The 14386-nt window shown below is 46.3% G+C and carries 15 protein-coding genes; 3 read left to right on the top strand and 12 right to left on the bottom strand.

Going from position 1 to position 14386, the window contains the following annotated elements; all coding sequences use genetic code 11:
• Positions 1-11 precede the first annotated feature (11 nt).
• Complete coding sequence (locus tag H8K55_RS18080; RefSeq protein ID WP_186943467.1) at positions 12-1367, top strand: alpha-amylase family glycosyl hydrolase; 1356 nt, start codon at positions 12-14, stop codon at positions 1365-1367.
• Positions 1368-1723: 356 nt separating this feature from the next.
• The gene (locus H8K55_RS18075; RefSeq protein ID WP_186943466.1) at positions 1724-2335 is read left to right on the top strand and encodes an OmpW/AlkL family protein; all 612 of its coding nucleotides are present in this window, start codon (positions 1724-1726) and stop codon (positions 2333-2335) included.
• Positions 2336-2469: 134 nt separating this feature from the next.
• Here H8K55_RS18075 and glcF read toward each other — a convergent pair whose 3' ends face one another.
• The 9 genes from glcF to rplM all read right to left on the bottom strand — a co-directional run bounded on the left by glcF (position 2470) and on the right by rplM (position 10813).
• Positions 2470-3933 (bottom strand): glycolate oxidase subunit GlcF, encoded by a 1464-nt coding sequence (gene glcF / locus H8K55_RS18070; RefSeq protein WP_186943465.1) that lies wholly within the window; start codon positions 3931-3933, stop codon positions 2470-2472.
• A gap of 44 nt (positions 3934-3977) precedes the next feature.
• Positions 3978-5030 carry a glycolate oxidase subunit GlcE gene (gene glcE / locus H8K55_RS18065; RefSeq protein ID WP_230408701.1) on the bottom strand — a complete coding sequence of 351 codons (1053 nt, stop codon included), beginning with the start codon at positions 5028-5030 and terminating at the stop codon, positions 3978-3980.
• Positions 5031-5052: 22 nt separating this feature from the next.
• Entirely contained in the window at positions 5053-6519 is a 1467-nt protein-coding gene (locus tag H8K55_RS18060) for an FAD-linked oxidase C-terminal domain-containing protein (protein ID WP_186943463.1), read from the bottom strand.
• Positions 6520-6681: 162 nt separating this feature from the next.
• Complete coding sequence (gene erpA / locus H8K55_RS18055; protein ID WP_186943462.1) at positions 6682-7032, bottom strand: iron-sulfur cluster insertion protein ErpA; 351 nt, start codon at positions 7030-7032, stop codon at positions 6682-6684.
• Positions 7033-7100: 68 nt separating this feature from the next.
• On the bottom strand, positions 7101-7487 hold the full coding sequence (locus tag H8K55_RS18050) for a bactofilin family protein (protein ID WP_186943461.1): 387 nt from the start codon (positions 7485-7487) through the stop codon (positions 7101-7103).
• A gap of 234 nt (positions 7488-7721) precedes the next feature.
• A complete protein-coding gene (locus H8K55_RS18045) occupies positions 7722-8447 on the bottom strand; it encodes a DUF6776 family protein (RefSeq protein WP_186943460.1) in 726 nt (241 codons plus the stop codon).
• Positions 8448-8467: 20 nt separating this feature from the next.
• Positions 8468-9505 carry an N-acetyl-gamma-glutamyl-phosphate reductase gene (argC, locus tag H8K55_RS18040; protein WP_186943459.1) on the bottom strand — a complete coding sequence of 346 codons (1038 nt, stop codon included), beginning with the start codon at positions 9503-9505 and terminating at the stop codon, positions 8468-8470.
• Positions 9506-9982: 477 nt separating this feature from the next.
• Positions 9983-10375 (bottom strand): 30S ribosomal protein S9, encoded by a 393-nt coding sequence (gene rpsI, locus H8K55_RS18035; RefSeq protein ID WP_186890750.1) that lies wholly within the window; start codon positions 10373-10375, stop codon positions 9983-9985.
• Between the two features lie 9 nt (positions 10376-10384).
• The gene (gene rplM, locus H8K55_RS18030; protein WP_186890749.1) at positions 10385-10813 is read right to left on the bottom strand and encodes a 50S ribosomal protein L13; all 429 of its coding nucleotides are present in this window, start codon (positions 10811-10813) and stop codon (positions 10385-10387) included.
• A 626-nt stretch (positions 10814-11439) separates the two neighbouring features.
• On the opposite strand from rplM, the gene H8K55_RS18025 reads away from it, so the two are divergent.
• Positions 11440-11889 (top strand): OsmC family protein, encoded by a 450-nt coding sequence (locus H8K55_RS18025; protein WP_186943458.1) that lies wholly within the window; start codon positions 11440-11442, stop codon positions 11887-11889.
• Positions 11890-12004: 115 nt separating this feature from the next.
• Here the strand turns inward: H8K55_RS18025 and H8K55_RS18020 are convergent, their stop codons facing one another.
• Genes H8K55_RS18020 through H8K55_RS18010 form a run of 3 tightly spaced genes read right to left on the bottom strand, consistent with a single transcriptional unit; the run spans position 12005 to position 14291 of the window.
• Positions 12005-12769 carry a BPSS1780 family membrane protein gene (locus H8K55_RS18020; protein WP_186943457.1) on the bottom strand — a complete coding sequence of 255 codons (765 nt, stop codon included), beginning with the start codon at positions 12767-12769 and terminating at the stop codon, positions 12005-12007.
• A gap of 16 nt (positions 12770-12785) precedes the next feature.
• Complete coding sequence (locus tag H8K55_RS18015; protein WP_186943456.1) at positions 12786-13745, bottom strand: homoserine kinase; 960 nt, start codon at positions 13743-13745, stop codon at positions 12786-12788.
• Positions 13746-13772: 27 nt separating this feature from the next.
• Positions 13773-14291: a hypothetical protein gene (locus tag H8K55_RS18010; RefSeq protein ID WP_186943455.1), complete on the bottom strand. Its 519-nt coding sequence runs from the start codon at positions 14289-14291 to the stop codon at positions 13773-13775.
• Positions 14292-14386: the final 95 nt, after the last annotated feature.

Below are 14386 nucleotides of genomic sequence, written 5' to 3'. Positions count from 1 at the left end.
GAGACTAAACCATGAAACACTTACTCTTCTCTTTATTGCTCAGCATCGGCACAATCAGTGCCATAGCTACTCTACCCGCACACGCACAATCGAACTCGGAAGTCGTGCATCCGGCATGGACTAAAAATGCCACCATTTACGAGGCAAATATTCGCCAACACTCCAAGGAAGGCAGCTTTCAGAAATTTGAAGCCTACCTGCCTGAATTAAAAAAAATGGGCGTCAAAGTGATCTGGATTATGCCAATTAATCCTATCGGCAAAGTCAATCGCAAAGGTGAATTAGGTAGTTACTATGCGGTGCGCGATTACAAGGGCGTGAATCCAGAATTTGGGTCACCAGCTGATTTCAAAAAATTGGTGAAATCAATTCATGCACAAGGCATGTATGTCATCATCGATTGGGTACCGAATCACACAGCCTGGGATCATCCATGGGCGACTGAGCATCCCGACTTCTACAAAAAAGATAAGGACGGTAAATTCGTTCCGCCAGTACCAGATTGGGCCGATGTGATCGCACTCGATTACAGCAATCCGCAAGTGCGAAAAGCCATGGTCGATGCCATGCGTTTTTGGCTGACGGAATATAACATTGATGGTTTCCGCTGCGACGTGGCAGCGATGGTGCCAACCGACTTTTGGAACGATACACGCAAAGAATTAGATAAAACGAAAAAAGTCTTTATGCTGGCAGAAGCGCACGAATTTGAATTGCAAGAAAAAGCTTTTGACATGACCTATGGCTGGCAATACAAAGACTTATTCAATGAAATTGCGCAAGGTAAAAAATCGGTGAAGGATCTTGATGCCTATTTGAACGGTGAAGAGAAACACTATCATCCAAATTCATATCGCATGTTGCATATTACCAATCACGATTTGAATAGCTGGGAAGGTACTGAGTTTGTACGCCTCGGTGATGCAGTAGAAACCTTCCTGGTGTTGTCCAACATCATGAAAGGTATGCCACTGATGTATAGCGGGCAGGAAGCGGGCAATAACAAGGCTTTAAATTTCTTTGATCGCGACCCTATCGAATGGAAAGCCCATCCATTTAAGCAGTTATACACCAAACTGTTTCAATTAAAGAAAACCAATAAGGCTTTATGGAATGGTGTTGAAGGTGGTGAAATGCAACGCCTCAATACCGGCAATGATGGCAATGTATTTGCCTTTGCCCGCGAAAAAGGCGGCAATAAAATCGTGGCGGTTTTCAATTTATCGAAGAACCCGCAAACGGCTGAAGTCAAAGGCGCCTTAGCAAAAGGCGGCTTGAAAGATATCAGTAATGGTAGCAAAGCACCGCAAGGCGCGTCTATTAAATTTGATTTGAAGCCATGGGAATATAAAGTGTTTGCGCAGTAAGATGTAAAGTGCAGTAAGCCGTTGCACTTAGTTGTACCTAGTCGTACCTTGTTGTGTCGCTCAAGCAGCGAAGTATCACCAAGAAAAACCAAAAATAAAAAACGCCAGCACCATGATGTCAGATCATTGATCCCATCATGACTGGCGTTTTTTTACGCCTGACAAAAACTTCACACTTTCAGATTTCTTATTACACAAACAGTAAATTTGATTTAGCTCAAGATGCATGTTGCAGTGCGCAACTACACTACTTTCATTGAATTTAAGCGCGCCAGCCAGATAGAACTAGGCAGATGATGGCGCACATTAATTCTGCAAATTTCGACTTATTAATCTTAATAACTAAGGAAATGAAAATGAAAAAACTCGTTCTCGCACTCTCATTGGCCGCAATCGGCCTCGTCAGTACTCAAGCCATGGCACAAAATAGCCCATGGATGGTACGTGCTCGTGTAGTGAATATCAGCCCCGCAAACAATTCTGATCAGGTTGGTGGCGTAGGCGCAGAAGATCGCATTACCGTCAGCAAAAAAACCATTCCTGAAGTCGATATCTCTTACTTCTTTTCACCAAATGTTTCTGCAGAATTGATTTTGACCTATCCACAAAAACATGATGTGTATCTGGATGGCGGCAATATCGGCACATTCAAACACTTGCCACCTACCTTATCTGCACAGTATCACTTCGCGCCAAACGCGGACGTTAATCCATATCTCGGTCTGGGTGTGAACTACACAAATATTTCCAAAGTGAATTTATTAGGTGGCAAAGGCGGTCTGGAAAGCAGCAGCTTCGGTTTATCTTTACAAGCTGGCGTGGATTTCAAGATCGATAAAAATTGGTCTGTGAATCTGGATGTGAAAAAAGTACAGATCCGTAGCGACGTGAATATCGGTGGCGCGAAAGCTAGTGCCGTTAAAGTTGATCCATTGTTGATCGGCGTTGGTGTTGGCTATCGCTTCTAAGTTGTTCGTTTGCAGGGTCTGGCTTAAATAGTGAGATCCCACTTACTACACACGTGAAAAAGTCCTTGTGCTGTTAAGCGTCAGGACTTTTTTCTTTGAATGGGCACAGAGGTTGTGCCCCTCAGTTAAGCCCTCTACTGCTTCTTAGATTTTCCGGTCTTAGTTGGTCCCGCTGCTTTTTTACGCCCCGTCGCCTTGCCACTCTTTTTCTTCGCTACGGTCGTTTCGCCATTTGCTTGCAGCATCGCTGCAATCTCAGATTCTGACGGCATAAGCACTGGACTTGTAACAACGGGTTCTGCGACAGTCGCGATATCGGTCCCATCGCTAACAGCATCAACAGGCCCAATAAGTGCAGAGCGATTGGCAAGCGCCTGATCGAGTACCTCTATCCAATGCAACACAGGCATCTTGGTTCCGGTTTGCAGATGCTGTTGGCACGCCATATTGGCACTAACTATTACATCCGCCCCACTCGCTTCGAGTGCGCGTATTTTGTTGTCGCGTAGCTGCCGCGCTAAGTCTGATTGCAAGATTGAATAAGTACCTGCGGAACCACAACAAAGATGACTGTCCGCACAGGTTTGCACGGCGACACCCAGGCTTTGCAATATACTTTCGACTTTGCCACGCACTTGCTGTCCGTGTTGCAAACTACAGGGTGCATGCCAGACCAGCTTTTCTGTGATTTCACCGCCGACCAGTGCAATCAATTCGGGCACGCTATCTGTCAACAGTTCGCTCAAGTCACAAGTCAAAGCGCTGATCTTTTTTGCTTTCTCTGCATACGCACTATCATGTGCCAACAAATGCCCATAATCTTTGACGGTGACGCCACAACCGGCAGCGGTCATGACGATATGTTCGACGCGCGTATCCAGTGCCTCGTTCACCAACGGCCACCAGGCATCAATATTATTTTTAGCAGCCACGATTGCGCCATCGGTATCACTCAAATGCAGACGCACCGCACCACAGCAGCCTGCCTGCTGCGGCCTGACTGTCTGGATTTGCAAGCGATCTAATACCCGACTCGTTGCGGCATTAATATTCGGTGCCAAACCCGGCTGTACGCAGCCTTCGAGCATAATCACTTTGCGTGCATGTTCGGCTTGCGGCATTACTCCGGGTGATGTCGCTGCGGGAATTTTTTCCTGTAACTGGCGCGGTAATACGGGCTTGATTTTTCGCCCCCACGTTAAAGCATGTTGAAACAAACGCGGATTGCTTAGGCCATTCTTCAATACACCACGCAACATTTTCTGCGTGATTGATCGTCCGACTTTTTTCTCAACAATGTCACGCCCAATTTCTAACAAACGCGCATATTGCACGCCCGATGGACATGTCGTTTCACAGCTACGACAAGTTAAGCAACGATCTAAATGTGTTTGTGTTTTTTGCGTTGGCTGTTGGCCTTCTAATACTTGCTTAATCAGATAAATCCGTCCACGCGGACCATCTAATTCATCACCTAATAATTGATAAGTCGGACAAGTCGCATTGCACATGCCACAATGCACGCACTGACGCAAAATCTGTTCGGCTTCTTGCCCTTCCGCGCTGTGACTAAATTCTTCACTGATCTTAGTTTGCATACGATGTAATCACCATTCTGATGAGACGATTAAGCTTAATCAATTTAGGCACTGGCAAACAAACGGCCACGGTTAAAAATACCGGCAGGATCAAAGGCTTTTTTCAATTCCTGATGTATCTTCAATAGCGCCGGATTAAGCGGCGTGAAGACCGGCTGGCTTGAATCGGCATACCGAAATTGCGTGACATGACCACCCATATTTTGCACCATCTCACGCACAGCACTGAGCGGTTCATGCGTCCAAATCCAGCGTTGCGCACCGCCCCACTCGATTAAATTTTTGCTCCGTATCTTCAGTTCTGGCGCGCTCGATGGCAAAGATAAACGCAGTAGCGCTAAACCTTCTTCTGGCGTAAAAAATTGATGCTCTTGTTCGCGCAGGCTAGTCCAGAACGCTTGCATATCGCCAAGTTCTTGTCCGCCCAATTTAGCGCGCGCCAAACGCAGAGCTGATTCCGAACCTGACAAGCGTATTGTGAGTCGTCCAGCGTGATATGCACTCGCAGACATAGGCAAGGCTTGCCCCGCCCAAGTATTCAAAGCATGCAAGGCATCGACCTCTGACATTGCAAATGCCAGGCTAGTTTCGACCACAGGGCGCGGCATCACCTTGAGTGAAATATCGAGTAACAAACCCAATTCCCCCATAGCGCCTGCCATCAACCTAGAGACATCATAACCCGCGACATTTTTCATAACCTGTCCGCCGAATTGCAGAAACTCACCCTTGCCATTCATTAGCGATACGCCCAGTACAAAGTCACGTAAAGCGCCGCTGGTAGCGCGTCTGGGGCCGGATAAGCCAGCCGCAACCATTCCGCCGACTGTTGCGGTAGCGCCAAAATGCGGTGGTTCAAATGCCAGCATTTGCCCATGCTGCGCGAGCAGGTTTTCGATCTCCAGTAATGGCGTACCTGCACGGGCGGTGATATAGAGTTCGGTCGGCTCATACGCGATCACGCCGGTATGAGCACGCGTATCTAAAATCTCCCCCTCACAAACATTGCCATACCAAGACTTGCTTGCGCCACCTTGTATGCGGAGGGCAGAACCTGCTGCACTGGCAGCTAAAATTTGTTCGCGAAATTCTTGCAATACCTTTTCCAATTCATCTACCTCAAAAGCGTGGCAAGTCAGGGAAGCTTATACTACCGTTGCTGACATGCATACGACCAAACTCAGCACAACGATTCAGACTAGGAATACCTTTGGTTGGATTAAGTAAATTGTGAGGATCAAACGCGTGTTTAACGGCCATAAAACTCGCTAATTCTTCGGCGTTAAATTGCACACACATAGAATTAAGTTTTTCGATACCGACGCCATGTTCGCCAGTGATCGTGCCGCCTAGTTTTACACAGAGTTCCAGAATCTCCGCACCAAAGGCTTCGGCTTTTTCAAAAGCACCAACATGATTCGCATCGAATAAAATCAATGGATGTAAATTACCATCGCCCGCATGGAAGACATTTGCGCAAACCATCTGGTAGCGACCTTCCATCTCAGTGATCGCGCGTAAGACTTGCGCCAGATGTTTGCGCGGAATGGTGCCATCGACACAGTAATAATCGGGCGAAATTCGACCTGCCGCAGGAAATGCATTTTTACGTCCCGACCATAATTTCAAACGCTCTGCTTCGCTAAATGAAACGGTCAGATTGCTTGCCCCCGCCGCATTCAATACCGCACTCATACGCATGATTTCTTCCGCGACTTCCTCAGGATTGCCGTCCGCTTCGCATAACAAAATCGCCGCCGCACTCATGTCGTAACCTGCATGCACAAAGGGCTCGACCATCTTGATTGAAGTCTGATCCATCATTTCTAAACCGGCCGGAATAATACCCTCTGCAATCACTTGAGCCACTGCGTGACCAGCTTGTTCGACTTCACTAAAGGATGCCATGATGACTTGCGCCGTCTGTGCCTTAGGAATTAACTTGACGGTGATTTCTGTGACGATGCCGAGCATACCTTCGGAACCGATGAACACCGCCAGTAAATCTAAACCGGGCGCATCGAGTGCTTCACTCCCCAACTCCAAAATATCACCGTCTATCGTCGCAATCCGCACATGTAAGACATTGTGAACGGTCAGACCGTACTTCAGACAATGCACACCACCAGCATTTTCTGCGACATTGCCGCCTATGGTGCAAGCTAACTGCGATGAAGGATCGGGCGCGTAATACAAACCACTACTCGCAGCCGCATCAGAAATCGCCAGATTCCGCACACCGGGCTGCACTTTGGCGGTTCGTGCGTAGGGATTAATTTCGATGATTTTATTCAACCTGGCGGTCGATAAGACGACACCGTTTTCTATCGGTGTCGCGCCACCTGATAATCCGGTACCAGCACCACGCGGCACAATGGTGACTTGTAATTCGCGACAGACTTTAAGGATGGCGACTATCTGCGCTTCATTTTCTGGCAACGCGACGACCAATGGCAATTGTTTATATGTGCTCAAAGAATCGCATTCATAGGGACGAGTATCTTCGGCATCCGCCAGTATGCAATGCGCGGGAATGACTTGACGTAAGGCTTTGACGATAGCCGTTCTTAGCTTTGAACTCTCCATCTTTTACCTCTTGTAATGGTCATGCATTTTCATCTATCAATTAGTCTTGGCAAGCTTCATGACGAGTGTAGCCTGTGCGCTAGAGTTTGTGAGTGAGAAATAATTTTACCTATAAAAAAAGACGCCGAAGCGTCTTTTTTTGGTATGCATAGTGAAGCAGGCTTATGCGGAAAATGAAGATCCGCAACCACAAGTTGATTGTGCATTTGGATTTTTAATCACAAACTGTGCGCCTTCTAAATCATCTTTGTAATCGATTTCTGCACCAACCAGATATTGGTAGCTCATTGCATCAATCAATAATTGCACACCATTTTTATCCATGACGGTGTCGTCTTCATTGGTGACTTCATCGAAGGTGAAACCATACTGAAAACCTGAGCATCCGCCACCTTGCACGAATACACGTAATTTCAAATCTGGATTACCTTCTTCTTCGATCAGTTGTGCTACTTTAGAGGCGGCACTATCAGTGAAGATAATTGGGGATGGCATATCGGTAACAGCGTTCATAATTGACTCCTGCTTGTTAATTCAAATTCGTTCAAATCAGGCTGCTATTATAGACCGTATTTACAAACCTAGTTGGATGCGGCCAACTTCAAAACTGGCTCCGCATTTTGATCATGCGCAAGCTTTCCTGAAACTAAGGCACCGTTCATCATTTCTAATGCTTTATACACCACGTCACCAGAAATTCTGGCTTTGCTTTGTAATTCAATTAATTCTGTCGAAAACACAGGGCCATTAATCACGCCATTCACGACAACGTGGCCAGCACGCACTTCGCCGTCGATCACCGCTTGTTCAGAAATGACCAAAATACTCGCTGTACCTGCTTCTGCGAAGACATTGCCTTTCACATGACCATCAATCCGCAATCCACCTTTAAAGTGAATATCGCCCTCTATACTGGTACTAGATCCGATCAGGCTATCAATAGTGCTCTTGTTTTTACGATTAAACATGCAAACTCCTCTATCTTTTTTAGAATATTGACAATGAGACCTTTGCACGAGCTACTTCGCGCCCAAATTTTGACTCTGCGATGCTCGCTATGCAAGAGCACAGGTGCACTTCTCGATCCAAACTTTAGGTGCTCGCGACACTCGTGCGAAAGTCTCACGGTGTTTAATAAAAGCATATTCTTATTTCACTGCATTCACTCTATTCACTATAGGCCAGAAATAAGACTATTGCGCTTACAGACTCAGTGACTGCTTTGCCCGTAATTCGCCTTTTTCGAGAACTGTCATTTGTGCTGATTTTACTGTTGCTCCCTCTGGCAAAGTAATTTGCCCTTCAAGCCTCTGATACTGCTTGAACGAGAGTTTTAATTTTGCTGCTTCACCTGCTTTAGGGTCAGGAAATTCCATCATAACAGGTTTTCCAGCTTGAACTAGTGTCAAGCTGATATGCATTTCACCAGAAAATTCACGCATGGCCTTGCCGCCTTGCATGACTAAAGTACGGTAACGCAATTGATTTTGACCAGCCATTTCGATCTTAGATTTTTGCAAAGTAATCCCTTGCGGACGAGCAGCCGAAGGCATCAAGCTTTCAAAAAATGCCAGATCATCTTTAATCCGGTTATTTTCTGCAGTCAGGCTATTAATCTGATCGGTCAATTGTTTCTGTATCGATTTTTCAATATTTTGCTGACTTTCGATGGTCGCAGCGGCCGCTTGCAACTTATCACGCTCGGCACTCAAACTCGCCACTTTATCTTGCAAAGCTGTCATTTGCTCCGGTGAAAACTTAGGGCCAAAGGCAAAACTGCGTCCCATATCATAAGTCCACATCGCAATTGCACCGCCAACACCTATCACCACGGCAATTAAGGCGAACTTAATTGGCCAAGGCAAATGCTGGTTGATCGTCATCTTGGACGCGGTAATACGTCGATGAAAGAATTTAGAAACTGGCATGGTAGTGATGTGGGGGCGGCTTATGGATTCACTGGCACATGCTGTAAGCCAGTGCTTTCATCCAAACCAAACATGATATTCATGCACTGTACTGCCTGACCGGATGCACCTTTGACCAGATTATCCTGAACCACCAAAATCACGACATGCTTGCCATTACCCGGACGATGCACAGCGATTCGCAGCATATTCGAAGCACGAGTTGAGCGCGTCTCTGGGTGTGATCCAAATGGCATGACGTCAACGAAGGTCTCGTCTTTGTAAGCATCTTCAAACAAGGCCTGTAAAGCTTCATTGCTAATCTCTTGCGTCAACTGTGCGTATAAAGTGGAATGCATGCCACGTATCATAGGCACTAAGTGCGGCGTAAATAGGAGACTGACTTTGTCTTGTGTCAGATGTTGTAGTTGCTCGATAGTCTCAGGTGTATGGCGATGTCCAGCCACACCGTAAGCCTTAAAGCTGTCGCTAGATTCTGAAAACAAAATCCCGATTTCTGCTTTGCGACCCGCCCCCGAAACACCGGACTTACAATCGGCGATCAGATTGCCGGCATCAATCACGCCAGCTTTCAATAAAGGTGCGAAACCCAGTTGCATGGTCGTTGGATAACAACCAGGATTCCCAATCAAACGTGCGCTCTTAATTTTGTCACGATTCAGTTCAGGCAAACCATACACAGCCTCTGACAATAAGTCTTTGCAGCTATGTTCCATACCATACCATTTTTCAAACTGTGCCACATCTTGCATACGGAAGTCCGCAGCGAGATCAATGACCTTCACGCCATTGGCTAATAGCTCCGGTGCCTGTGCCATTGCCACGCCATGTGGAGTCGCAAAGAACACCACATCGCACTCATTTAAGTTCGCTTTATCGGGCGAAGAAAACGCCAGATCAACACGGCCACGCAAGGATGGATACATCTGAGCAACTGGTACGCCATCTTCTTTACGCGAAGTAATGGCAGTCAATTGCGCTTGTGGGTGCGTCGCTAAAATTCTGAGCAACTCCACGCCTGTATAACCCGTTCCACCTACGATACCGATTTTGATCATTTTTACTGTCCTAGACTTAAGCTGATGCCATTAAGAAATTATGCGTGCATTCTAGCAGTCGAAACCTGAATTCCCAATAGGAGACCTCCGCACAACCTACTGCGCGACCGAATTTCGAGCCTGCTATTTGCAAATGCGTCACTGTGCTCTAGCACAGGTGCGCTTCTCGGCTCAAACTTCGACCGCTCGCTACGGTTGTGCAAAGGTCTCAATAGACGATTACACCAAATGAAAGTGCCTTATTCAACATCAGCCTCGCTTAAAAGCTTGAAACCCCTCAACGCCGAGGCGCGGAGAAAATAATAAGTAGCTCCTCTGCATTTATTCTACTTAGTACAAAATCTCGGCGCTCCTCAGCGTCTTTGCGCCTCGGCGTTGAGGGGTTTTCATCTCACGTGGTCAATTAATGTGAAGGCGAAAAAAAACCGCCAAAAATTTGGCGGTTTTTTGTTCCAGCAGAAATCTGCAAAAAGCAAATTAACGCTTGGAGAATTGTTTTGCGCGACGTGCTTTGCGCAAACCAACTTTTTTACGTTCAACTTCACGAGCATCACGAGTAACGAAGCCAGCTTTGGACAATTCAGATTTCAAAGTTGCATCGTAGTCGATCAAAGCACGTGTGATACCGTGACGAACCGCGCCGTATTGGCCGGATTCACCACCACCGTGTACATTGATCATGATGTCGAATGTTTCGAGGTGATTAGTCAACTCGAGTGGTTGACGAATAACCATCAAGCCAGTTTTACGAGAGAAATATTCGTCAGCTGGTTTGCCGTTGACAACAATCTTGCCGCTACCTGTTTTCAGGAATACGCGAGCAACTGCGCTCTTGCGACGGCCAGTTCCGTAGTTGTAATTACCGATCATGGCTATTCCTTAGATGTCGAGTACTTGTGGTTGCTGAGCTGCATGCGGATGCGTTGCATCTGCGTACACTTTCAACTTCTTGATCATTGCGTAACCGAGTGGGCCTTTAGGCAACATGCCTTTAACAGCCTTCTCTAATGCGCGACCTGGGAAGCGAGCTTGCATTTTTTGGAAGTTCGTTTCGTAGATACCACCTGGGTATCCAGTATGACGATAGTAAATCTTGTTCAGAGCTTTAGTACCAGTCACGCGCAGTTTAGCTGCATTAACTACGACGATGAAATCGCCCGTGTCGACGTGTGGAGTAAATTCTGGTTTATGCTTGCCGCGTAAACGGAGTGCCACTTCGCTGGCAACACGTCCGAGAACTTTGTCTGTCGCGTCAATCACGAACCAGTCGCGCTGAACCTCATGGCCCTTAGCGGAAAAGGTTTTCATGTTGAATCCTAAATAAAAAGATAAAAAACACCCTGATTTCGGTGGTTCTGCTAATTACATCTAGCAGACGCTCCCTTGTTAAATTCTCTCCTGGGCGAACAGAGAGTCGGAAATTATAGTATTTTCAAAGACTTAGTGCAAGCACTGTTTAAGTTTTAGGCAGGCTTAGGGAAATTCTCCGTAGATTTCGTCGTCATTTCACGTCTAAACGAGATAAATGCAGTCCTTTTGGGCAAAAAAAACCCGAAGTCTAGGCTTCGGGAAGAAGTCACTTGGAGTGACGGAGGAGATGCGTGAAGAGATGATAAACAAGCTCACACGAAATCTGAATATGCATAGTAGGCGAATCATTGGTCTTATGCTAGGGAAACTTAATGCTATCTGGAAAGTATCAAAATTCGCCCTAACAAGTACCGTCATTTGCTCTTTTTCAATGCTTTTTTAAGTTTTCTTTATAAAATTGGTGCAAATTCAATCCACAACTCTTTTCTTGCTCAAACGAATACATCAATAAATACATTCGCAAATTAGTGCTTTCGTACAACATAATTACAATAAGCTACAATAGCCGATTAGGTATTTAAACCAAACCAAAACAAACTAATACAAATGCAGGAGAGAATGCGATGGAAGCAAAGGTAAGTTGGACCGGTACTTCCGGTATGAGTTTTTTAGCAGAAACTGGTTCAGGCCACGCAGTTTTGATGGATGGTGCACCGGAAGGTGGCGGCCATAACCTTGCACCACGCCCTATGGAAATGGTATTACTGGGGACGGGTGGCTGTTCTGCTTATGACGTAGTACTGATATTGCGCAAAGGCAAACAAGATGTACGTGGCTGCGAAGTTAAGTTATCCGCTGAACGCGCCAGCACCGAGCCTAAGGTTTTCACAAAAATCCATTTCCACTTCGTCGTCACTGGCCGCAATCTCAAGCCAAATCTGGTGGAACGTGCGATCGCACTATCGCACGAGAAATATTGCTCAGCCTCGATCATGCTGGCCAAAACGGCAGAAATGTCACACAGCTATGAGATTATTGAAGACCTGACCCTCGCTTCGGAACACGATAAGTAAGCTATATCAAGTTTCACATCTCTTCAAAGTAAAAATGCCGAATAGATTTCGGCATTTTCCATTGTTGAGCACCAAACTTATATCAGGCTCAGATCAATCATCGTATAGGCGTGCTTCAGACTTTCGTATCAAGAGCGAAAATTTCTTTATACGATGTGTAGAAGGTGATGTACAGAACGACAAATACCACCAATACCAAAGGCAACAGAAAGAGATTTATTACTCCCAAAACGCCAGGCAGCAAAGTCGCCAATAATGCCAGCATTGCAGGCAGAGACAACAAAATCCCTGCCCAGGCAATTAAGTAAGTCGCAAATACAGCACGAGCGCGCCAAACGGCAAAAAAACTATAGAAAATGGCTTTCCCAACGCCCATACCATTCCACATAATCAAAGGCGCAGCAAACCAAAACCCCATCATTGCGGGTAAATTGAAGAGTCGCGCCAATAACAAGCTGCCGACGATCGAGGTTTCACGCAAAGCCCTCTCATCGATCACGCGATTATTACTCACAAAATCCCATAAAACCCCACCATCAACCGCCATCGTCACAGCAAATGACAGCATTAACGCCAATAATTGCAAAAAGCCAGAGATGCACAAAGCCTTCAATGCAGGAGTTCGGAAAGCAATGAAAAGCGCACCTGGTTGAAAAGCCTGATTTTCATCAACCTGCCTGCAAACCTGCATAAAACCCATCCCCAATACAGGCGCCAGTACCATCAAGATGACGATGCCAACATACTGAATAGCCACCATTCCGAACAAGCAGAAAATCAGCCCCATAAAGGAAAATAGCAATTCAAAAGGCCTTTTCTTTAATAATTGAGCAGCGTGGGTAATCCAATGCCATCCTGCAATTGCTTTAGGTGTACTCATGAAGTTAACATCAATTTTATTGTGGCAGCGGCGCTACCACTTGCGAAACTCGCAGGCGCAATATACGCTCGAAATGTGTAGGATCGTGCGGCGTCAGCATTTCAGCATCACGCGGCTGATAAAAATCAAATACACGCGACAACCAGAAACGGAAAGCCGCAGCGCGTAACATCGCTTGCCATGCCAAGGATTCCTCTGGCGTGAATGGACGCACCGCATGATAGGCGTTAAGCATGGCGTTGACACGTGGCAAATCTAACTCCCCTGTTGCCAAGTCGATGCACCAGTCATTAATCGTCACAGCGACGTCAAACAACCAACTATCACAACCCGCGAAATAGAAATCAAAAAAGCCCGTCAATTTGTCGCCATCAAACATCACATTATTACGGAACAAATCCGCATGTACCGGGCCTTGCGTCAAAGCACGATACGTAGGCGTCTGTGCAAAACTCGATTGAAATGCAATTTCATCCTGCATTAACTGGCGATTGGCATCGCTCAGAAATCCCAAAACCTTAGGCACAGTCACTTGCCACCAATCCAGCGAACGTAGATTTGGTTGATAGATAGTGAAATCTTGCGCAGCAAGGTGCATGCGCGCCAACATCGTTCCCACTTCAGCGCAATGCACAGGCAATGGCTCCATCTGTGAACTACCACTCAATTTGCTGACGATGGCTGCAGGTTTACCGTGCAAAGCGACACACAATTCACCGTCGGCATTCGCAATCGGCGCTGGCACCAGAACGTCGCGATCAGCTAAATGCCGCATCAATTTTAAGTAAAAAGGTAATTGCTCAAAATTCAGATTTTCGAAAATCGTGAGAACAAATTCACCCTGTTCTGTATCAATAAAGAAATTACTGTTTTCTATTCCTGAAGCGATGCCTCGAATTGCCAATGCTTTGCCAAGTGGGAATTGCGTCATCCAAGGGGCGAGGTCTTCTAGTGTTACCGATGTAAATACAGCCATGTCTTTATTTATCAATGATTAGGTAAATTATTTTTTCTCAGCCGGCATGGATGCCGATGTTGCACTGGTCGCATTCGCTGCTGAAGCAGCCGCTGAGCTTGCCGAAGCAGGTTTTGCTACTGGTGCGGACTGCACTTTCGTCGTACCAGTTTTTGACGTGGAGTAAGGGCCAGGTGCTAAGACTGGCAAAGACTCTGGCTCTTTAGTCTCTTTCTTGCCGCCAAATTCCATCACCTTCCATTGCGCAGCGCGGTTTGCGTCACCCTCTGGCGTCCCTTTTGGGGCGTTGTTTGGTTTCACTGTGTAAGTGCTTTTACCTGAACGTACTTGTACTTCAGTCAGTTTGCCATTTTCTTTGCGCTCGACTGTTTTCAGCTTAGTGCCTTCTGGCTTGATCAACTTAACGTCGGTTTCAGGACCCTCTTCCAGTTTTTCCAGTTTCGGTGGAGGTGGCGCTGCCTTTTCTTGCGCTGCGACCAGAGTCGAGGCGGAAATTGCAAAACAGGCAGCGATGAGGCTAGCGATGGTAGTCAAAGAAATTTTCATGATTTTCACTTTAAATGTGATCAATATGTAATGCGGAAAATACGGTCTATTCTGGCCTGATCAAAATTAATTGCGCTCAATGCAGCCAAAATACA

The sequence above is a fragment of the Affinundibacterium flavidum genome (genome assembly GCF_014284175.1).
GTDB classification, from domain to species: Bacteria; Pseudomonadota; Gammaproteobacteria; order Burkholderiales; family Burkholderiaceae_D; genus Undibacterium; species Undibacterium flavidum.
This window is presented reverse-complemented; position numbering and strand designations above follow the sequence as displayed.

Bases quoted from the DNA above. Each gene is read 5' to 3' on its own strand.
- H8K55_RS18080 (WP_186943467.1), top strand. From the start codon at position 12: ATGAAACACTTACTCTTCTCTTTATTGCTCAGCATCGGCACAATCAGT.
- H8K55_RS18075 (WP_186943466.1), top strand. From the start codon at position 1,724: ATGAAAAAACTCGTTCTCGCACTCTCATTGGCCGCAATCGGCCTCGTC.
- glcF (WP_186943465.1), bottom strand. From the start codon at position 3,933: ATGCAAACTAAGATCAGTGAAGAATTTAGTCACAGCGCGGAAGGGCAA.
- H8K55_RS18060 (WP_186943463.1), bottom strand. From the start codon at position 6,519: ATGGAGAGTTCAAAGCTAAGAACGGCTATCGTCAAAGCCTTACGTCAA.
- erpA (WP_186943462.1), bottom strand. From the start codon at position 7,032: ATGAACGCTGTTACCGATATGCCATCCCCAATTATCTTCACTGATAGT.
- H8K55_RS18050 (WP_186943461.1), bottom strand. From the start codon at position 7,487: ATGTTTAATCGTAAAAACAAGAGCACTATTGATAGCCTGATCGGATCT.
- H8K55_RS18045 (WP_186943460.1), bottom strand. From the start codon at position 8,447: ATGCCAGTTTCTAAATTCTTTCATCGACGTATTACCGCGTCCAAGATG.
- argC (WP_186943459.1), bottom strand. From the start codon at position 9,505: ATGATCAAAATCGGTATCGTAGGTGGAACGGGTTATACAGGCGTGGAG.
- rpsI (WP_186890750.1), bottom strand. From the start codon at position 10,375: ATGATCGGTAATTACAACTACGGAACTGGCCGTCGCAAGAGCGCAGTT.
- rplM (WP_186890749.1), bottom strand. From the start codon at position 10,813: ATGAAAACCTTTTCCGCTAAGGGCCATGAGGTTCAGCGCGACTGGTTC.
- H8K55_RS18025 (WP_186943458.1), top strand. From the start codon at position 11,440: ATGGAAGCAAAGGTAAGTTGGACCGGTACTTCCGGTATGAGTTTTTTA.
- H8K55_RS18020 (WP_186943457.1), bottom strand. From the start codon at position 12,769: ATGAGTACACCTAAAGCAATTGCAGGATGGCATTGGATTACCCACGCT.
- H8K55_RS18015 (WP_186943456.1), bottom strand. From the start codon at position 13,745: ATGGCTGTATTTACATCGGTAACACTAGAAGACCTCGCCCCTTGGATG.
- H8K55_RS18010 (WP_186943455.1), bottom strand. From the start codon at position 14,291: ATGAAAATTTCTTTGACTACCATCGCTAGCCTCATCGCTGCCTGTTTT.